The sequence below is a fragment of the Nicoliella sp. ESL1120 genome (assembly GCF_058508515.1).
In genome coordinates this window covers 1322544-1339988 of the sequence record NZ_CP196383.1, presented here as the reverse complement: position 1 = coordinate 1339988, position 17445 = coordinate 1322544, and the positions used below count along the sequence as shown (strand labels likewise).

Sequence of the window (17445 nt, the reverse complement as noted above, 5' to 3'; positions counted from 1 at the left end):
ATATAAACTATGCTATAATTAATTAGTTGCATTAAAAGTTTTTTTCAGGAGGAAATTGCAAGATGGCAAAAGACATCGGCATTGATTTAGGGACTGCCAACGTTTTGATATATGTTGTTGGTAAGGGAATTGTTTTAAACGAACCCTCAGTTGTAGCTGTGGACGTTAAAACTGAAAAAGTATTATCAGTAGGAAGCGAAGCTTATCGGATGGTGGGGCGGACACCTAGTAACATCCGAGCCATCAGACCTCTAAAAGATGGGGTTATTTCTGACTTTGACGTTACTGAAAAAATGCTTTCTTATTTTATTAATAAATTGAACGTAAAGGGCGTTATGTCCAAACCAAAAATTATGATTTGTGCGCCTACTAATATCACTAACATTGAAAGAAAGGCAATCATCCAAGCCGCTGAAAAATCTGGTGGCGGTAAGGTCTATCTAGAAGAAGAACCAAAGGTTGCTGCAATCGGTGCTGGAATGGATATTTTCCAACCATTTGGAAACATGGTAATCGATATGGGTGGTGGAACTAGTGATATCGCAGTCATTTCACTTGGTGATATCGTTGCAAGTAATTCAATTCGGATTGCTGGTGATAAGATGAACAATATGATCGTTAGTTACATTAAGGATAATCATGGTTTGATTATTGGTGATCATACTTCAGAACGCATCAAGATCGAAATTGGGACTGCTGTTAAGGACAAAAAAGATGAAATTCGCACTATGGAAGTGCGGGGACGGGATGCACTCTCTGGAATGCCACGCTCGATTACAATTGATAGTAATGAAATCTGTGATGCACTTTCAGATGCCGTTGATACCATTGTAAGTGGTGCAAAGGACGTTTTAGAGGTGATTCCACCAGAATTGGCTTCGGATATTGTTGATCGTGGAGTAATGCTCACCGGTGGTGGTGCATTGTTACGTAAAATTGATCAAAGAATCTCAGATGCTTTAACGGTGCCTGTGGTCATTTCTGAAAAACCACTTGATAACGTTGCAAGGGGTGCTGGAGCACTGCTTGAACATATTGATAAAACTGAAAGCAAATAATTATATTAGAGAGTAGGTGTTTATTTGCGTAGGCTTTTAATTATGATGGTGCGCGGGTATCAAAAAATTATTTCACCGTTGTTGCCGCCTAGTTGCCGCTACTCACCAACATGCTCTGCATATACGATTACTGCAATTAAGGAACACGGGGCACTTAAGGGAATCATCATGGGGATGGCACGTATTTTAAGGTGCAATCCCTTTGTTAAGGGTGGTTACGACCCCGTTCCAAAGCACTTTACAATTTTTAGAAATAAACGCGCACGTGATGAATATCGGCGTTCAATGAATTTAAAGTAGTCGCTCATGTGATCCGACTACTTTTCTTTTTAGGGGGGATATCATGAGTAAAAAGAAACAAAATATTGAAGTTAATATTACTGAAAAAACTAATTCGAAGGGATTTTTAATTCAAACGTTAAAAATTAATTCAGACGTTATTGGTGAGATTACAACCTCAGATACTGGAATTGTAGCTGATTATCGTCATAAAAAAACCTTTCCTGTAAAATCAGTTGATGAAGGAATTGAAAAGTTAATTAGTGAGTATAATTTACACCATTAATAATTAACGTCAATATGATAGTCGAGGAGGCTTGATTTCATTGGATCGGACTGATGATGAAAATAGCAAAAACGATAGAGATAATCGAATTGATTGGGGAATCATTTTAAGTGTAATGCTTCTAGCGGTAATTGGAATCGCTTCGATTTATGTTGCCGTGTCACACGATAATAATTCTTCGAGTGTAGTTAGTAAGTTGATTCCGCAAGTTCTGTGGTATGCAATTGGAGCGGTAGCTGTAGTCGTGATCATGCAATTTGATTCTGAACAACTTTGGAAATTAGCACCATTAGCTTATTGGTTCGGAATTGCGTTATTGGTGTTAGTGCTCTTCTTCTATAGTCGAGCGTACGCTGCACAGACAGGGGCGAAAAACTGGTTTGCAATTGGACCCTTTACTTTTCAACCATCGGAAGTAATGAAGCCAGCATATATTCTGATGCTGGCAAAGGTAACCGTTGAACATAATGATAAATACACCCATACCCCCAAAAACGATTTACTTTTATTATGGCGGATGGTTCTTTGGACCTTACCAATTGTTGTTTTAATGAAGTTACAAAATGATTTTGGGACTATTTTGGTGTTCGTTGCCATCTTTGTTGGGTTTATGGTTGTCTCTGAAATTACTTGGAAGCTTTTAGCGCCACTATTTGGGGCGGGAGCACTGGTCGGATTGGCTACATTGTGGTTAGTGACCTCCACTCCAGGACGTAATTTATTGACCCATTTTGGTTTTCAACTCTATCAATTCCAACGAATTGATAGTTGGTTGAACCCTTCTGCTGATACCACTAACCAAGGTTATCAACTATGGCAAAGTATTAAAGCCGTTGGTTCAGGGGGGATTACTGGAACTGGATTTAACGTTTCTAAGGTATACGTTCCAGTTCGTGAATCAGATATGATTTTTTCAGTCATCGGAGAGAACTTTGGTTTTATTGGGGGCTGTATCTTAATTTTTATTTACTTCCTTTTAATTTATCAAATGATTCGAGTTACTTTCGATACTAGAAACGTTTTTTATGCATATATTTCAACTGGGGTTATCATGATGATTTTATTCCACGTTTTCGAAAATATTGGAATGAGTATCGGACTATTACCATTGACTGGGATTCCACTTCCGTTCATTAGTCAGGGTGGATCTTCGTTGATTGGTAACATGATGGGAATTGGATTGATAATGTCGATGCAATACCATAATAGAAGCTATATGTTCAGTCGACGGCCTAAGAATTTTTCATAACTAGATTGACATTAGATTAGTTAATTTGTATACTATAAATTAGTAAGTTAAAGATGAGTAAATGGTTAGCAAACAGTCAGAAAGCTTTCGGTCGATGTGAGAAAGCGTTGCATTCATTGAAGATGGTCTTTACAAAATAGTTTACGGTGAGTCGATCGATTAGCCGTCAATGATTAACGACCATTATATCGTTAAGTAAAATTACTTGTTAAGACTGCTACTGCGAAGTAGTGGTAAATAAAAGGTGGTACCACGAAAACTCTTCGTCCTTTCCCTAGGATGAAGAGTTTTTTTATTTGAGGAGGAAATTAAGTTGATTAAGTTTAAAGATGTATCAAAGGTCTTTCAGCTTAAGAACAACCAATTAAAGGCGGTCAACGACGTTAATTTAACGATTGAAGACGGTGATATCTTTGGAATTATTGGTTATTCTGGAGCTGGGAAGAGTACGTTAGTGAGAATGTTAAATGGTTTGGAAACTCCAACCACAGGGTCTGTTGAAATCAATGGTCATGATATTGCCAAGCTAAGTGGGCGTGATTTGCGAGAACAACAAAAGCAAATTGGGATGATTTTCCAACACTTTAACCTACTATGGTCACGGACGATCATTGAAAACGTGACGTTACCCCTAGAACTCGCCCATGTGGATAAGGCAACGCGTGAACAAAAGGCCAAAAAGCTACTAGCATTAGTGGGCTTAAAGGGTCGTGAATCAGACTATCCTTCAGAATTATCAGGTGGTCAAAAGCAAAGAGTTGGGATTGCTAGGGCGTTGGCAAACGATCCTAAGATTTTAATTTCTGATGAAGCCACCAGTGCTTTGGATCCCCAAACCACTGATGAAATCTTAGACCTATTGATTAAAATCAATAAGGACCTTGGTATCTCAATTGTTCTAATTACGCATGAAATGCATGCGATTAGAAAGGTTGCTAAAAACGTGGCCGTAATGGAAAATGGTGAAATCGTTGAACGCGGGACGGTGAGTGAAATCTTTAACCATCCCAAGCAATCAATTACCAAGCGCTTCGTTAGTGAAAATGATACTCCTGATGGTAGCGACACGATGATGGCATTGGATGAGTTAGTGAGCCGTTATCCAAATGGATCGATCATTAAGTTGATCTTCAGTGGTGAACGTTCGCAATCACCAGTGGTATCACAAGTTGCTAAACAACGGCCAAACCTAGAAATTAACATTATTGAGGGGGCTTTACACCCAACTCAAAATGGAACGATTGGGGTATTAGTCATTCAATTACTTGGTGATTCAGAAGAACAAAGAAAAGCATTACAAGACTTTAAAGAATTAAAAGTAGAAACGGAGGTCATTAGCCGTGGGTAATCAAGGGTTAAGTTCTTATTTTCAATTTAAAAACGTTAATTGGCCAAATATGTGGGCAGCAACCTGGGAAACGATTTGGATGACTTTAGTGGCAATGATTTTAGTTGCGGTAATCGGAATCGTATTGGGGCTCATCTTGTTTGAAACACGCGATAAAAAGGGATTTTGGTATCGAGTATTGAATATCGTAGTTTCAGTATTGGTCAATATCTTTAGATCGATTCCATACATTATTTTGATCGTGTTGTTATTACCAATTACAAAGAACATCGTGGGAACGATTATTGGCCCCACCGCTGCAATTCCTTCATTGGTCATTTCAGCAGCACCATTTTATGCGCGAATCGTTGAATCTAACTTCCGTGAAATTGACAATGGCGTGATCGAAGCAGTGAAGTCAATGGGAGCCACGAACTGGGAAATTATCTGGAAGGTATTGATTCCAGAAAGTACTCCTGCATTGATCGCCGGTGCGACCGTGACTACGATTTCATTGATTTCATACACTGCCATGGCCGGAGCCATCGGTGCTGGTGGTTTAGGAAACCTAGCCTACCTTGATGGATTCCAATCGAACAACAATAGTATTACCTTAGTGGCAACTGTCATTATTTTGATCTTTGTCTTTATTGTGCAATACGTTGGGGATGCATTCGTTAAGGGCACTGATAAACGAGGACTATAATTAAGGGGGTACAACAATGAAAAAAGTCGGTTTCTTTCTTTCCTTAATTATTGCGTTTATTGCGTTGCTAGTGATTGGACCTGGTGAAACACATTCTAAAAATTCATTGACCATTGGGGCTTCAAATGTGCCCCACGCCCAAATTTTGAATCACATTAAACCAGAATTGGAAAAAGAGGGGATTCATTTGAACATCCGAGTTTTCCAAGACTACGTATTGCCAAATAAGGCACTTGCTTCTGGTGAACTAGATGCCAATTACTTCCAAACGATTCCATTTTTGGATCAATGGAATAAGCAAAATAATGGCGACTTAGTTGATGTGGGGGCCGTTCATTTGGAACCAATGGGGATTTATTCTAAGAAGGTCAAAAGTCTGAAGGACTTAAAGGATAACGCTACCATCTTGGTAAGTAATAACGCTCCTGATTATGGAAGAATTTTACAATTGTTCCAACAGGCGGGATTAATCAAAATCAAACCTGGCGTTAGCATCGAACAAGCGAACTTCTCAGATATCGTAAGCAATCCCAAGCACTTGAATTTCAAGACTGGATATGAACCAAAGCTACTTCCCGAGATCTATGAAAACGGTGAAGGTGATGCGGTCGCAATCAACGCTAACTACGCGGTGCAAAGTGGTTTGAATCCTAAGAAACAAGCGATCGCGCTTCAAAAGAGTGATCCACATTCGCCATACAATAACATCGTCGTAGTCAGAAAAGAAGATCGGAATAAACCACAAATTAAGAAATTAATGAAGGTGCTGGAATCCAAACCAGTTCAAAAATGGATTTATGATCACTATAAGGGTGGGGTCGTTCCTGCTCATAAGTATTAATACGCAAAAGGATTGGAAATTTTTTCCAGTCCTTTTTTGTTTGACTTTTTTAATATCTATATGTATAGTTAGTTACATAAGTAATTAACTGATTATTAACAGTGAAGTTTTGAAGGATGTGAGAATCAATGCAGTTTGACTTTGATAGTGCAGAGCCGATTTATTTACAAGTGGCTAACCAGATTGAAGATGCTATCTTTACGGGAGCGTTTCCCGAGAATGAACAGATTCCATCGACGACTGAAATATCAAAACAGTTTCATATTAATCCAGCGACGGTATTAAAGGGGATGAACATATTGGTGAGTGAAGGACTATTAGAAAAACGGCGTGGAATGGGGACGTTCGTTACCATTGACGGTCAAAAAAAGGTGGTTGAAAAACGGCGGGCTAAGTTCTATGACGATTTTATCTTAGACCTAATTAATGAGGCCGATAAATTAAAGCTAAATCAAGATGATGTTTTGAAATTAATTCAACGGGGGTATCAAAATGAGCACGATTAAAATTGAGCATTTAAACAAGCATTTTCACAAACAAAGCGTATTGAATGATATTAACTTAACGTTTGAATCCAATCAAATTTACGGCTTATTGGGGCGGAATGGAGCAGGGAAGAGTACCTTGTTGAACATCGTTACCGACCGAATCTTTGCTAATTCCGGGCAGGTGAAGCTGGATGATGCCGTGATGCACGATAACAGCGATGCGTTGTCCAAGGTCTTTATGATGAGTCAGGATAATTTGTACCAAGAATCAACGAAGGTCAAAACCATCATCAAGACGACTGCTGCGGTTTACGACGGCTTTGACCAACGCTTAGCTGATGAGTTGATCCGCAAGTTCGATGTGAACGTTAAGACTAAGTTCGGCAAGTTATCGACCGGGTACCATTCAATTGTGAAGCTGATCATTGCACTATGTGTGCCAGCCGAAGTGGTGATTCTTGATGAACCGACCTTAGGACTTGATGCCAACCACCGTGAGTTGTTTTATTCCGAGTTGATCCAATCCTACAGTGACCATCCACGGACGTTCATTATCTCGACGCATTTGATCGATGAGGTGGCCAACATCGTTAGTGACGTTGCCATTATTGATCATGGTGATGTAATCGTCAGCGGTGACAACGAATCGGTTTTAAAGAACGCCCATACGATCACGGGACCGGAAAAAGAGCTTGATCAATACTGTGCAGGGTTAAACGTGATCGGTACTAAGCAATTGGCGAACTTAAAGACGAACTACGTCTATGGACCACTCAATGATGATCAACGAATTCCTGATACGGTCAAGATCGAGGGGCTCGATCTCCAGACCCTGTTCATCTACCTAACCAAGCGGAAGGGGGAGTTAGCAAATGATGACTAGTCGCATGAAAGACTTACTCATGGTGAGTATCAAGTACTATTTAAGGGTTTTTGGATTACTAGCCTTGTTATTTATAGCTTTTTTAGCTGGAATGTTAATCGTAATGAATATATTTGGCAGTGATGATATACCTTCGCTTCGCTCGATGATAACTTGGTTTGATTTTCCGCTTTTCTTTTCGGCAGCATTGATTTTTGGGAACTTTGATCAATTGTTTTTGTTGAAGATCCAAAATGGTTTTGCTAGGAGCCAGATTTTTAAGAATGATTTTTTGATGATTACATTAATTGCAGCTTTCGTTACCATTTTGGAACGCATTTTGCACCTAAGTTGGTTAGTTTCCAATATTACTTACAATGGCTTTTTCACGAATCCATTGGCGAACTTTTTAGCCCTTTTGATCATCTCATTTTTAGGGAACTACTTATTATTTATTGTCGTCGAATCTTTAGGAGCGTTTTTGAATCTATTTTCCAAAAAAACACGGGGGTGGCTGTTTGTGTTAATTGTATCTGGCTTTTTGTTCGTTAGTATCTCTTTATTTAGTGGAGCGGCGTTTGGAGTTGGAATGTTGGTCTCGAATCACATTATTGATACTCAGACGGTTGAAAACATCTTGAACTTAACGATGAGCGTATTATTTGGGTTTAACGAACACGGCGCCTGGAACCCACTTAACTTGATCGTGACGATGTTGGTGGGTGCTGGCTTGCTGACTTGGTTAGCTCGTTTTATTATTATGCGTATCCAGGTTCGCAGAAGTTAGAAGGAGGATGTGTAAATATTGGAAAATAGAGCTAAGTTGCTTTTGCGTTTTGATTTAATTCGGTATGCCAGTTCTTTGGGAAAACTTTTAATTGGAGCAATTGTTTTCTTCATAATTTTGCTAAATTTGTTATCAATGGTTTCTAATTATAATTTTTTTGATCTAAGCAGTGTATTTAGTAATAGCATTGCCATAACAATGCTGATCTTTTTCATTCAATTAGTGTTTGATTTTGATAATTCTTTTCAAGGTAAGTTACAAAATGGCTTTGCAAGAAAGCAGATATTTAAAAATGATATGTGCTTGATTGGATCGATAACGTTTTGCTTGACCATTATTGATAAATTATTTGAACAAAATTTGTTTGATAACCCTTATAACGGTTTCTTCCAAAATTCAGTGGCCAACTTAATGGCGTTATTTTTGCTTGCTTTTATCGGGAACTGTTTTATATTTCTGGTCGGTGAGTTCCTCGGGGCCCTTTTTAACCTCTTTTCGAAGAAGATTAGAAAGTGGGTCGGCATCATTTTGATCTTAGGCTTTAGTTTTCTAAGCACCGTTGGCCTGATCTCATTGGTCAGGGGGGCTTATCAATTGGTAAGCTATCACGTCATTGATGAAGAAACGTTGCGCAACTTTGTAAATGGGACGATTTCAATCCTATTAGGTGCTCAATCAACTGGGGCGTGGAATCCGATCAACATGATCGTAACGTTACTAATTTTGACCAGCTTGTTAGCGTGGTTGACCCGCTTTATAATTTTACGATTACAACTCCATCGGAACTAAAAATTATCCTGAAACGTAACTATTCTATCAATTAATATGCTATAATGGAGTTTCTGAGAACGATAGATAGGACGGTAAAAAAATGACAAAGAAAATGCACGTTGCACTCCTCTTTGGGGGTAACTCTTCAGAACACGATGTTTCGAAGCGTTCAGCTCATAATATTTACGATGCAATGGATAAGAATAAGTACGAAGTCAGCTTATTCTTAGTGACTAAGGATGGCTATATCCTTAGCGATGAAGATTCCCATCGCGTTTTTGATGGTGAAGATGAAGATACAGTAGTGGCATCTGTAATGCCTAATGTTGACCAATCAGATCCATTGGCTAATATTGCTAACCTTGGTAAGATCAAGGATGTAGACGTTTTCTTTCCTGTAATTCACGGAAATTTGGGGGAAGATGGGACGATTCAAGGCCTCTTTAGACTCCTGCAAAAGCCATGGGTCGGCAGTGGAATCTTGGAATCCGCAATGGCTTATGATAAGGACATCACTAAAAAGATGCTCAACCTTTACGGCGTTCAAAATACCAAGTATGTTTTATTGACTCCTGATAACGAACAGGACTATTCATACGACCGCCTGGCCAAAGAACTTGGTCCTAAAATCTTCTTAAAGCCTGCTAACCAAGGTTCATCAGTTGGGATTCATGAGGTGAACAATGCTGAGGAATACCAAGCTAGCTTAGCAGATGCTTTTAGATATGATTATAAGGTCTTAGCTGAAGAAGCCATCGAAGGCCCTGAAGAACTTGAAATCTCGATTTTAGGGAACGAAAAGCCAATTGCTTCTAAATTAGGGGCAATTCGGGTGCCAGAGAACGACGAATTCTATACTTACGAAAACAAATTCGTGGATGCCAGTGAAGTGAAGTTCGATATCCCAGTGCAAGTTTCTGAAAAACTAGCTAATCGAATTACCGATATGGCATTGACTGCTTACAAGGCACTCGGTTTAAAGGGCATGGCACGGATTGACTTCTTAGTTTCTAAGGATGAAGAACCTTACTTGGGAGAAGTTAATACCCTCCCTGGGTTCACTAACATTAGTTTATATCCACAACTATGGGGCGCTTCTGGAATTTCTTACACCGAATTAATTGATCGCTTAATTGAATTGGCCTTCGCTGAATATGCGAGAAGACAAAAGCTCCATTATGACTTTACTCCCCTTGGGAAGGAAAAGTTATCTAAATAGTAAAAAAACATCCATTTTTGGATGTTTTTTTCATTATTAGCGTATTTAATAATATGGGACTAAATTAAAGGGGGCAAATGCAATGGTATATCGTTGTAAATGGGCGCAAAAGGATCCGCAGTTAATGGTCTATCACGATGTTGAGTGGGGGGTCCCAGAGTATGATGACCAAAAATTGTTTGAGTTAATGACGTTAGAAATTTTTCAGGCGGGATTGAGTTGGCTGACGGTATTAAAAAAGCGAGTGGCATTACGCAATGATTTTGCTAACTTTGATTTTGAAGTGGTTAGTAAATACGGTGATGATGATTTTGAAAGATTGATGGGTGATGCAGCCATTATTAGAAATCGCGCGAAGATTCAAGCCACGATCGATAATGCTAAGGTCGTGCAATCGTTATCAACATCTGGACAATCCCTTTCTGATCTTTTGTGGCAAAATACCAATAAAAAACCGCTAAATCATTTTAGAAAAACTGTTGAAGAATTAGATGTAACTGATTTTGTTAAACCGTACGTTAAACAGTTCAAACAACTGGGCTTTAAGCGCTTAGGGCCAACAACGATGTATTCTTTTTTGCAGGCTGCTGGGGTCGTTAATGACCATGAGACCAAGTGTTTTAGATACCAACAAATCATAAATTTTGATAAAAGAGATTGATAACTTTAGTTAATATATATTATGATGATCTAAAAGGAATAGGAGACATTCATGGAACCAATTAATACGTATAATATTGATAATGGCTCTATTAAAATATTAGGTAGCCAAATTAGGAGAAAACGTAAACAACTTGCTATTTCTCAATCTGAACTTGCCGAGGGGATTTGTACGCAGGGATTGATCAGTCAGATTGAAAATAAAAATGTTTCGCCGAGTATTGACACCATTTATAAAATCTGTGAACGCTTAGACTTAAGTGTTCATGATGTAATTACAAAGGGAAAAACTAAAAACAAGACCTTAGATAAAGTGGAATCAGCTATTTGGAATCGCCAGTATGTTAATGCCAATCAGTTGATTCAACAAATTAATGTTACTAACTTAGCTAATCGAGAACTGAAATGTCGCTATTATTGTTACTTAGGGGATATTCAATATAAGCTTAACTTGGACTATGAAGCTGCGATTAAAAATTTTAACGAAGTGTTAATCAAGTACAGTGGCATCAATAAACAAAACCTTTATACGACTTGGGCCCATATTGGAATTGCTAAGGCCTATTTGATGCTTAAAAATCAAAATCAAGCAAATCAATTTAATGAATTAGCACGTGCATATCTTGAACTGCATCAGTTTAGCTTACGTAAAAATTTTAAATTACTGGTGAATATTTACGTTGAAGCGATTAATCTGCACCATGAATTATTAAAATACGATGAAGCAATGCTCTTAAGCACAGTGGCATGTCAATTTTTGCTTTCTGTAGATTCAATGTATCAATTAGGAGCATTGAACTTAGCAATGGCACGGAGCTTGATTGCATCCAATGCGCATCAAAAAGCAATTAGTTATTTAGATCGAGCCCATCATTTTGGAGATGTCAACGATGACTCCCACATTGTTGATCAAGTTCATCAGCTTAGAAATCAAGTTATTAAATAAAAATCACCTTCCTTGAACGTTCGAGGAAGGTGATTTTTTATGATTGTTATTTCTTTTTATTAATCGGTTGGTTATTTTGATCAGTTCTAACGATTAAAACATCACAGTTAGCAGCTTTGCTGACATAATCAGTAACTGATCCCATCATTAACCGTTCAAATGCACTTAAACCAGTGGCACCCATAATGATTACATCTGTATGGTATCTTTCTGGGACTTCTCTTGCGATGACTACTTTGGGAGCTCCATATTCAATTGAATAGTCAATGTTAGTAACTCCTGATCGATTGGCTTGATCTAGATAATCATCAAGGATTTTTTTAACGTTTTCGGTTGCTTCTTCAATCATCGAGCTATCAAAGCTAGAAATATTTTGAAATGAACGCGTATCGATTACGTGGACCATGTGGATACTAGCCTTAGTTTCACTAGCAATTGCAACGGCCTTATCGAAAGCTAGTTTAGCCTCCTTGGAACCATCAACAGGAACTAAAATGTTTTGGTAGTTACTTAGCATACTATCGCCTCCAAATATATTTTAAATTAGTTAGTAATTAAATCAAGCTAAAGCAACTTTATTTTTTGCCAAAGTATTGTGCCATTGCGATCTGAAAACCAATGACTAAAAAGCAGGCAATGATCATCATCCAAAATAATAGTTTATCATTAGCAATGAAGAGGGGAATTAGAAAACATCCCCCACAGATGATGAAAATGATCCCAAAAACCTTTACTAATAAACTCAGTGCGGGAATGCTTTCGGGATGGAACACTAAGAATGGTTTGTTTTGATGTCTAAATAAAAAGATACCAATTCCAAACATAAGTGCCGCAAAAATAATCGTTAAGATGATGACTAACATAAATTTCTCCATTCTATTTCAGATAGCCACGTTGGGCATTCTGAATTTTTTGATACTGATTACCAAAGGCTCTTTCATATTTCCCATTAGCCTTTGGTTGGTAGTAATTAGCGTTTTTAATCTGATCAGGTAGATATTGTTGTTTTACCCAATCACTAGGGAAATCGTGTGGATATTGGTAGTTAAGCCCATGGCCTAACTTTTTAGCCCCCTGATAATGGGCATCCTTAAGGTAGGGTGGAATTTCACCAAAGTTACCATTTTTAACATCTTTAATAGCAGCATCAATTGCTGAGATTCCAGAATTTGATTTTGGCGAGACGCAAAGTTCAATAATAACGTCTGCAAGCGGAATCCGTCCCTCTGGTAAACCGAGTTTATCCACTGCTTGCACTGCCGTTACAGTCCTAGCACACAATGGTGGGTTTGCTAGACCGATGTCTTCATATGCAATCACCATTAATCTACGCGTTAAAGAATTGATATCACCAGCTTCGATTAATCGTGCTGCATAATGAAGAGCGGCATTAGCGTCAGACCCACGGATTGATTTTTGAAATGCTGAAATAACATCATAATGGGCATCCCCATTTTTATCAGCACTGAGCAGCTTTTTTTGTAAACAATCCTCAACGTCTGATAATTGAATGTGGATTATACCATCTTTACTAGGGTCAGTTGAATTAGCTGCTAGTTCCAAAGCGTTCAATGAACTTCTTAAGTCACCATTGGTAGCGGTAGTTAGTAGCGCTAGTGAGTCTTCATCTAATTGAATCGATAACTTACCGAGTCCATGCTCAGAATCCTTTAATGCTCGATTGATCGCACTTTTAATATCTGATGGGGTGAGCGGGTATACTTGAAAAATTGCAGTTCGGCTTCTAATTGCTGGACTAATATTAATATATGGGTTTTCGGTAGTAGCACCAATTAAAATGATGCGCCCACTCTCTAGGAGTGGTAATAAGAAATCTTGTTTTGTTTTATCTAATCGATGGATTTCATCTAATAACAAAACCACGGTGCCACTCATTTTAGCCTCTTCGGCAACGATTTGTAGGTCTTTTTTAGAATCAGTTGCGGCGTTTAGTTTGCGAAATGCATATTTAGTAGAACCGGCAATGGCACTGGCGATACTGGTTTTACCTGTACCAGGGGGACCATATAGAATCATTGATGAGAGGGTCTTTGCTTTTACCATTCGACTGATAATTTTGCCTGGGCCAACTAAGCCTTGTTGGCCCACAATGTCCTCAATTTTTTGAGGACGCATACGATATGCTAAGGGTTGCTGCAAAAAATGGCCTCCTACTTAAATAGATTTTTAATTTTATCAATAAATGAAGTTGGTTTTTGATCTTGATTATTATTAGATTGTTCGGAATTAAATAAGTTAGGGTACTTTTGACGTAGTTCAACGGGGCTAACGTTGATTGCATCAGAAGCGGCATAAATGACTCCGTAACTATCTGGTTTATTGAAGTAAAACGAATCGTTTCTAATTGTGAATTTTACGTTGTTTTGAGATGCAATCTTCATGAATGGGCCAATGGCATCTTGGCCAGCCTGTCCGTTTACCAAGACTTGGTAATCAGGATGGTTCTTAATTTCAGTTTGGAGTGCTTGTTGGGCCTGTTGTGTCCCTAGATCTTGAATGGTGATTGCTAAAGAAACCCGTTCTCTAAATGTTCCAAGGTACTTTCTTTGTTCATCTGGATTTAATTTTGGAGTACCAACTGAAGATTGCTCTAATCGATTGTTTACTGAGTTATCATTATCTGACATTTGAATCCCTCGCTTTAATTTATTTGATAGTTAGATTGTATAACAAAAAAAGTGTTTCGCGAAAGCGAAACACTTTTTTGAATCGAAATTCATCCTATAGCTTGTTGTAGTATTCAACAATAAGTGATGAATCGATATCAGCGTTAAGGTCATCCCGTTGTGGTAAACGGTTTAATGAACCTTCAAGCTTATCTGCATCAAAGGTAACGTATGCTGGACGACCAACAACGGCTTCAACAGCATCCTTGATGATTTGTAAGTCTTTTGACTTTTCACGAACGGCAACCACTTGGTTAGGTTCTACTTCATATGATGGAATATCAACACGCTTACCATCAACAGTAATGTGACCGTGGTTAACTAATTGACGTGCTTGACGACGAGTAGTTGCTAAACCTAAACGGTAAACAACGTTATCTAAACGACGTTCAAGAAGGATTAAGAAGTTATCCCCATGGGTTCCTTCCTTAACCTTACCCGCACGAACGAATAAGTTTGAGAATTGACGTTCAGTCATACCGTACATGTAACGAAGCTTTTGCTTTTCACGTAATTGAGTACCATATTCTGAAAGTTTTTGACGACGACCTTGACCATGATCACCAGGTGCGTAAGGACGACGAGCTAATTCTTTACCAGTTCCTGATAAAGATACACCAAGACGGCGAGAAATTCTCCAACTTGGACCTGTATATCTTGACATAAATAAATTCCTCCAATTATTTTTTGGAGTAAAATAATCCGTATATACACTTAGTATTCGTGCATATTGCTTTGCAATGTTCACCTCAGCAGCCGGAGGGTTACTTATTGAACCAGAGTGGCAACAATATGTTGACGAGCTTACCGTGTACTGCTGCATTATTTTACACAATTACCTATTGTATCTGGATCTAACTATTTTGTCAAATGTTCAGCAAAAGTACTTACAAATTGACTTAAGACGTCTTCATCTTGAGCTGAAAACCGATTTTCAACTGGCGCATCGATGTCCAAAACCCCAAATGGTTCACCGTTCGAAAAATTGATTGGTAGCACGATTTCAGACTTACTATTTGCATCGCATGCAATGTGTCCTGGAAATTGATGAACATCAGCAATTCTTAAAATTTCATTATTTTTGAATGCGGTTCCACAGACCCCATTTCCATTTTGAATGTGGACGCATGCGACCTTTCCCTGAAATGGCCCTAACAGCAATTCATTGTTCTTCTTGACGTAGCGATAAAAGCCCGCCCAGTTGATCTGATCAAGTGATTCGAAGAGAAGAGCGGATGCATTAGCCATGTTGGCGACGGAATCTGTTTCGTTAGTTAATAGTGCATCTAGTTGTTGTACAAGCATTGATTTAGAACTCATTATTTTAAATTCCTCCAAAATAAACTTAAAAAAATATCATATGTTATAATTTTAATTGATTAGTGATTTTTATCTCAATATTGGCTATAATATAATGAATAGTATCAATTTACGGACGAGAAATAAACTAAAACGGCTATTTATGTTTAACAAAGGTGTGGGAGCGTATATGGAAAATTCAGCTGTAGGGATATTGGTTGCGATTGTAGTGGTAGTCCTAGTCATCTATCTTGCAATTGTTGCTTACCAACATTACATATTAAAACAAATGAGGGTGCTTGAAGCTAAGTTCGAGCAGGTTCAATCAGTGCCAATTCAAGATGAACTGGATGATGCTAAAAAAATGAATCTATCCGGAGAAACCCTGGAGCAATTGAATGGATATGATGAAGGGTACAAAGAAATCATTAGTGATGATTTCGTTACGATTACTGAACATCTAAAAGAAGCAATCAAGATTAGCAAGACTTTGAATTTCTTACGGACGAATCAAATTTACCATTCAATCAATCGATTGATCGGTGATGTTACCCAGCGGGTGCAAATGATTCAAGCGGGATTAGCTCAAATTAAGGATTTGGATAAGCGTCATCAAAAAATCATTCAGGATTTGAATCAAAAATACAAGCAGATGCATTCAACATTGCTTAGTAAGAACTATCTTTATGGTCCCACTACTGACAACTTGGAAATTCGTTTGACTAAGGCGGAAGAAAAGTTTAGTCAGTTTAAGGAATTATCTGAATCTGGTGATTATGAAAGTGCTGAAAAGCAATTACCAGAATTATCTGGGCAAACTGATCAATTACAGGCTTTTTTAGATGAAATTCCTAAGATCTACAAAAGTTTGACCGCTGAGTATCCAGAACAAGTTGCAGAAATTAAGCAGGGGCATCAAGAGATGGTCGCTGCTGGGTATCATTTTGCTGATGATAACATTGAGGGAGCGATTGAATTTGTTAATCAACAAATTCAAAAGAGCTTAGATAACTTAAAGGATTTAGAGTTAGCCCAAACTAAGAGCAGCAATCATCAAATTGATAAAATGATCGATCAACTCTACGATGCGATGGAATTAGAAATCACTTCTAAAAAGCGCGTCCAAAAACAAATTGATGTTATTTCAGCGTTTATTTCACACGCCCAAAAGCAAAATATTGCTTTGATGAGTGAGTTGAAACAACTTGATAAGAACTATGATTTAGATCATCAAGAAATTGAAACGACCCGTGAATTAGCAGAACAAATCAAAGCAATCGACATCACGAATCAAAATGATTTACAATCAATTGCTGATAATGATGCTGTTTATTCTAAAATTTCGGAACACATTAGTGATGCTAAAAAAGCGTTAAGTCAAATTGAGGCTCAACAAAGAGAAATTGACGCTTCCGTTTCTAATTTAAACGAAGAAGAAGAAGCAGCCGTAAATGCCATCCAAAATTTTGAATTGCAAATGCACACCATGAAGCGAAAAATGGAAAATCTCAATTTGCCTGGGATTCCAGATGATTATATGGATGCCTATACATTGGTTAGTCGCGAAATTCAACAACTATCCCAAGATATGAATCAAACTAAAATTAGTATGGACACCATCAACGAGCAAATTAGTGTAATTAAGTCCGACGTCGATAATTTATTGGAACGAACGAATACGCTATTAGATAGCGCAGTATTATCTGAGCAAATGATGCAATATGCGAACCGCTATCGCAATAGCCATCCTGATATTGCACAAGCAAGTCAACGGGCTCATTATTTATTCGATAGGGAGTATCAGTACGAAGAAAGTTTAAACGTAATCGTAACGGCTTTGAATACGATCGATCCTTCGATTTATCAAAGAATTCAAGATGCTTATTATCGTCATAAATAATTAGCTAACTAAAAGTAACCATTTATGTTAATCTAATAACATAAATGGTTTTTTTCTGTTATAATATAAAGTTAGAATTT

General features: G+C 38.0%; 21 protein-coding genes. 15 read left to right on the top strand and 6 right to left on the bottom strand.

What is annotated here, in order from left to right:
- Window positions 1–62: 62 nt before the first annotated feature.
- The 14 genes from ACSYTE_RS05840 (at window position 63) to ACSYTE_RS05775 (ending at window position 11479) form a co-directional block, all read left to right on the top strand.
- Window positions 63–1058: a rod shape-determining protein gene (locus ACSYTE_RS05840; protein ID WP_491716507.1), complete on the top strand. Its 996-nt coding sequence runs from the start codon at window positions 63–65 to the stop codon at window positions 1056–1058.
- A 24-nt stretch (window positions 1059–1082) separates the two neighbouring features.
- Window positions 1083–1358: a membrane protein insertion efficiency factor YidD gene (yidD, locus tag ACSYTE_RS05835; protein ID WP_491716506.1), complete on the top strand. Its 276-nt coding sequence runs from the start codon at window positions 1083–1085 to the stop codon at window positions 1356–1358.
- Between the two features lie 43 nt (window positions 1359–1401).
- Window positions 1402–1623: a DUF2969 family protein gene (locus ACSYTE_RS05830; protein WP_491716505.1), complete on the top strand. Its 222-nt coding sequence runs from the start codon at window positions 1402–1404 to the stop codon at window positions 1621–1623.
- A 115-nt stretch (window positions 1624–1738) separates the two neighbouring features.
- Window positions 1739–2872: an FtsW/RodA/SpoVE family cell cycle protein gene (locus ACSYTE_RS05825; protein ID WP_491717306.1), complete on the top strand. Its 1134-nt coding sequence runs from the start codon at window positions 1739–1741 to the stop codon at window positions 2870–2872.
- A gap of 313 nt (window positions 2873–3185) precedes the next feature.
- The gene (locus ACSYTE_RS05820; RefSeq protein WP_491716504.1) at window positions 3186–4220 is read left to right on the top strand and encodes a methionine ABC transporter ATP-binding protein; all 1035 of its coding nucleotides are present in this window, start codon (window positions 3186–3188) and stop codon (window positions 4218–4220) included.
- Window positions 4213–4905 carry a methionine ABC transporter permease gene (locus ACSYTE_RS05815; RefSeq protein ID WP_491716503.1) on the top strand — a complete coding sequence of 231 codons (693 nt, stop codon included), beginning with the start codon at window positions 4213–4215 and terminating at the stop codon, window positions 4903–4905. The genes ACSYTE_RS05820 and ACSYTE_RS05815 overlap by 8 nt, the downstream gene beginning before the upstream one ends.
- A gap of 16 nt (window positions 4906–4921) precedes the next feature.
- Window positions 4922–5746, top strand: a complete 825-nt coding sequence (locus tag ACSYTE_RS05810; protein ID WP_491716502.1) for a MetQ/NlpA family ABC transporter substrate-binding protein — start codon at window positions 4922–4924, stop codon at window positions 5744–5746.
- A 128-nt stretch (window positions 5747–5874) separates the two neighbouring features.
- Complete coding sequence (locus ACSYTE_RS05805) at window positions 5875–6252, top strand: GntR family transcriptional regulator (protein WP_491716501.1); 378 nt, start codon at window positions 5875–5877, stop codon at window positions 6250–6252.
- Window positions 6239–7117 carry an ATP-binding cassette domain-containing protein gene (locus ACSYTE_RS05800; protein WP_491716500.1) on the top strand — a complete coding sequence of 293 codons (879 nt, stop codon included), beginning with the start codon at window positions 6239–6241 and terminating at the stop codon, window positions 7115–7117. Before ACSYTE_RS05805 ends, ACSYTE_RS05800 begins: the two co-directional genes overlap by 14 nt.
- Complete coding sequence (locus ACSYTE_RS05795; protein ID WP_491716499.1) at window positions 7107–7883, top strand: hypothetical protein; 777 nt, start codon at window positions 7107–7109, stop codon at window positions 7881–7883. The genes ACSYTE_RS05800 and ACSYTE_RS05795 overlap by 11 nt, the downstream gene beginning before the upstream one ends.
- A 198-nt stretch (window positions 7884–8081) precedes the next feature.
- Entirely contained in the window at window positions 8082–8672 is a 591-nt protein-coding gene (locus ACSYTE_RS05790; protein ID WP_491716498.1) for a hypothetical protein, read from the top strand.
- Between the two features lie 82 nt (window positions 8673–8754).
- Window positions 8755–9873, top strand: coding sequence for a D-alanine--D-alanine ligase family protein (locus tag ACSYTE_RS05785; protein WP_491716497.1), 1119 nt, complete (start codon window positions 8755–8757; stop codon window positions 9871–9873).
- Between the two features lie 82 nt (window positions 9874–9955).
- A complete protein-coding gene (locus ACSYTE_RS05780) occupies window positions 9956–10534 on the top strand; it encodes a DNA-3-methyladenine glycosylase I (RefSeq protein WP_491716496.1) in 579 nt (192 codons plus the stop codon).
- Between the two features lie 51 nt (window positions 10535–10585).
- Window positions 10586–11479: a helix-turn-helix domain-containing protein gene (locus ACSYTE_RS05775; protein WP_491716495.1), complete on the top strand. Its 894-nt coding sequence runs from the start codon at window positions 10586–10588 to the stop codon at window positions 11477–11479.
- Between the two features lie 46 nt (window positions 11480–11525).
- Here the strand turns inward: ACSYTE_RS05775 and ACSYTE_RS05770 are convergent, their stop codons facing one another.
- The 6 genes from ACSYTE_RS05770 to ACSYTE_RS05745 form a co-directional block, all read right to left on the bottom strand.
- Complete coding sequence (locus tag ACSYTE_RS05770; protein WP_491716494.1) at window positions 11526–11996, bottom strand: universal stress protein; 471 nt, start codon at window positions 11994–11996, stop codon at window positions 11526–11528.
- Window positions 11997–12054: 58 nt separating this feature from the next.
- Complete coding sequence (locus ACSYTE_RS05765; protein WP_491716493.1) at window positions 12055–12342, bottom strand: hypothetical protein; 288 nt, start codon at window positions 12340–12342, stop codon at window positions 12055–12057.
- Window positions 12343–12355: 13 nt separating this feature from the next.
- Window positions 12356–13639 (bottom strand): replication-associated recombination protein A, encoded by a 1284-nt coding sequence (locus tag ACSYTE_RS05760; RefSeq protein ID WP_491716492.1) that lies wholly within the window; start codon window positions 13637–13639, stop codon window positions 12356–12358.
- A gap of 11 nt (window positions 13640–13650) precedes the next feature.
- Complete coding sequence (locus ACSYTE_RS05755; protein WP_491716491.1) at window positions 13651–14127, bottom strand: DUF1694 domain-containing protein; 477 nt, start codon at window positions 14125–14127, stop codon at window positions 13651–13653.
- A gap of 94 nt (window positions 14128–14221) precedes the next feature.
- Window positions 14222–14830 (bottom strand): 30S ribosomal protein S4, encoded by a 609-nt coding sequence (rpsD, locus tag ACSYTE_RS05750; protein WP_491716490.1) that lies wholly within the window; start codon window positions 14828–14830, stop codon window positions 14222–14224.
- 194 nt (window positions 14831–15024) lie between these two features.
- Window positions 15025–15486, bottom strand: coding sequence for a GAF domain-containing protein (locus tag ACSYTE_RS05745; protein WP_491716489.1), 462 nt, complete (start codon window positions 15484–15486; stop codon window positions 15025–15027).
- 142 nt (window positions 15487–15628) lie between these two features.
- On the opposite strand from ACSYTE_RS05745, the gene ezrA reads away from it, so the two are divergent.
- Window positions 15629–17365: a septation ring formation regulator EzrA gene (gene ezrA, locus ACSYTE_RS05740; protein ID WP_491716488.1), complete on the top strand. Its 1737-nt coding sequence runs from the start codon at window positions 15629–15631 to the stop codon at window positions 17363–17365.
- The last annotated feature ends 80 nt before the right edge of the window (window positions 17366–17445 follow it).

What these genes read in the sequence shown, in the direction of transcription:
- ACSYTE_RS05840 (WP_491716507.1), top strand. Translation starts at nt 63, where the DNA reads ATGGCAAAAGACATCGGCATTGATTTAGGGACTGCCAACGTTTTGATA.
- ACSYTE_RS05830 (WP_491716505.1), top strand. Translation starts at nt 1,402, where the DNA reads ATGAGTAAAAAGAAACAAAATATTGAAGTTAATATTACTGAAAAAACT.
- ACSYTE_RS05825 (WP_491717306.1), top strand. Translation starts at nt 1,739, where the DNA reads ATGCTTCTAGCGGTAATTGGAATCGCTTCGATTTATGTTGCCGTGTCA.
- ACSYTE_RS05810 (WP_491716502.1), top strand. Translation starts at nt 4,922, where the DNA reads ATGAAAAAAGTCGGTTTCTTTCTTTCCTTAATTATTGCGTTTATTGCG.
- ACSYTE_RS05805 (WP_491716501.1), top strand. Translation starts at nt 5,875, where the DNA reads ATGCAGTTTGACTTTGATAGTGCAGAGCCGATTTATTTACAAGTGGCT.
- ACSYTE_RS05800 (WP_491716500.1), top strand. Translation starts at nt 6,239, where the DNA reads ATGAGCACGATTAAAATTGAGCATTTAAACAAGCATTTTCACAAACAA.
- ACSYTE_RS05795 (WP_491716499.1), top strand. Translation starts at nt 7,107, where the DNA reads ATGATGACTAGTCGCATGAAAGACTTACTCATGGTGAGTATCAAGTAC.
- ACSYTE_RS05790 (WP_491716498.1), top strand. Translation starts at nt 8,082, where the DNA reads ATGCTGATCTTTTTCATTCAATTAGTGTTTGATTTTGATAATTCTTTT.
- ACSYTE_RS05785 (WP_491716497.1), top strand. Translation starts at nt 8,755, where the DNA reads ATGACAAAGAAAATGCACGTTGCACTCCTCTTTGGGGGTAACTCTTCA.
- ACSYTE_RS05780 (WP_491716496.1), top strand. Translation starts at nt 9,956, where the DNA reads ATGGTATATCGTTGTAAATGGGCGCAAAAGGATCCGCAGTTAATGGTC.
- ACSYTE_RS05775 (WP_491716495.1), top strand. Translation starts at nt 10,586, where the DNA reads ATGGAACCAATTAATACGTATAATATTGATAATGGCTCTATTAAAATA.
- ACSYTE_RS05770 (WP_491716494.1), bottom strand. Translation starts at nt 11,996, where the DNA reads ATGCTAAGTAACTACCAAAACATTTTAGTTCCTGTTGATGGTTCCAAG.
- ACSYTE_RS05765 (WP_491716493.1), bottom strand. Translation starts at nt 12,342, where the DNA reads ATGTTAGTCATCATCTTAACGATTATTTTTGCGGCACTTATGTTTGGA.
- ACSYTE_RS05755 (WP_491716491.1), bottom strand. Translation starts at nt 14,127, where the DNA reads ATGTCAGATAATGATAACTCAGTAAACAATCGATTAGAGCAATCTTCA.
- rpsD (WP_491716490.1), bottom strand. Translation starts at nt 14,830, where the DNA reads ATGTCAAGATATACAGGTCCAAGTTGGAGAATTTCTCGCCGTCTTGGT.
- ACSYTE_RS05745 (WP_491716489.1), bottom strand. Translation starts at nt 15,486, where the DNA reads ATGAGTTCTAAATCAATGCTTGTACAACAACTAGATGCACTATTAACT.
- ezrA (WP_491716488.1), top strand. Translation starts at nt 15,629, where the DNA reads ATGTTTAACAAAGGTGTGGGAGCGTATATGGAAAATTCAGCTGTAGGG.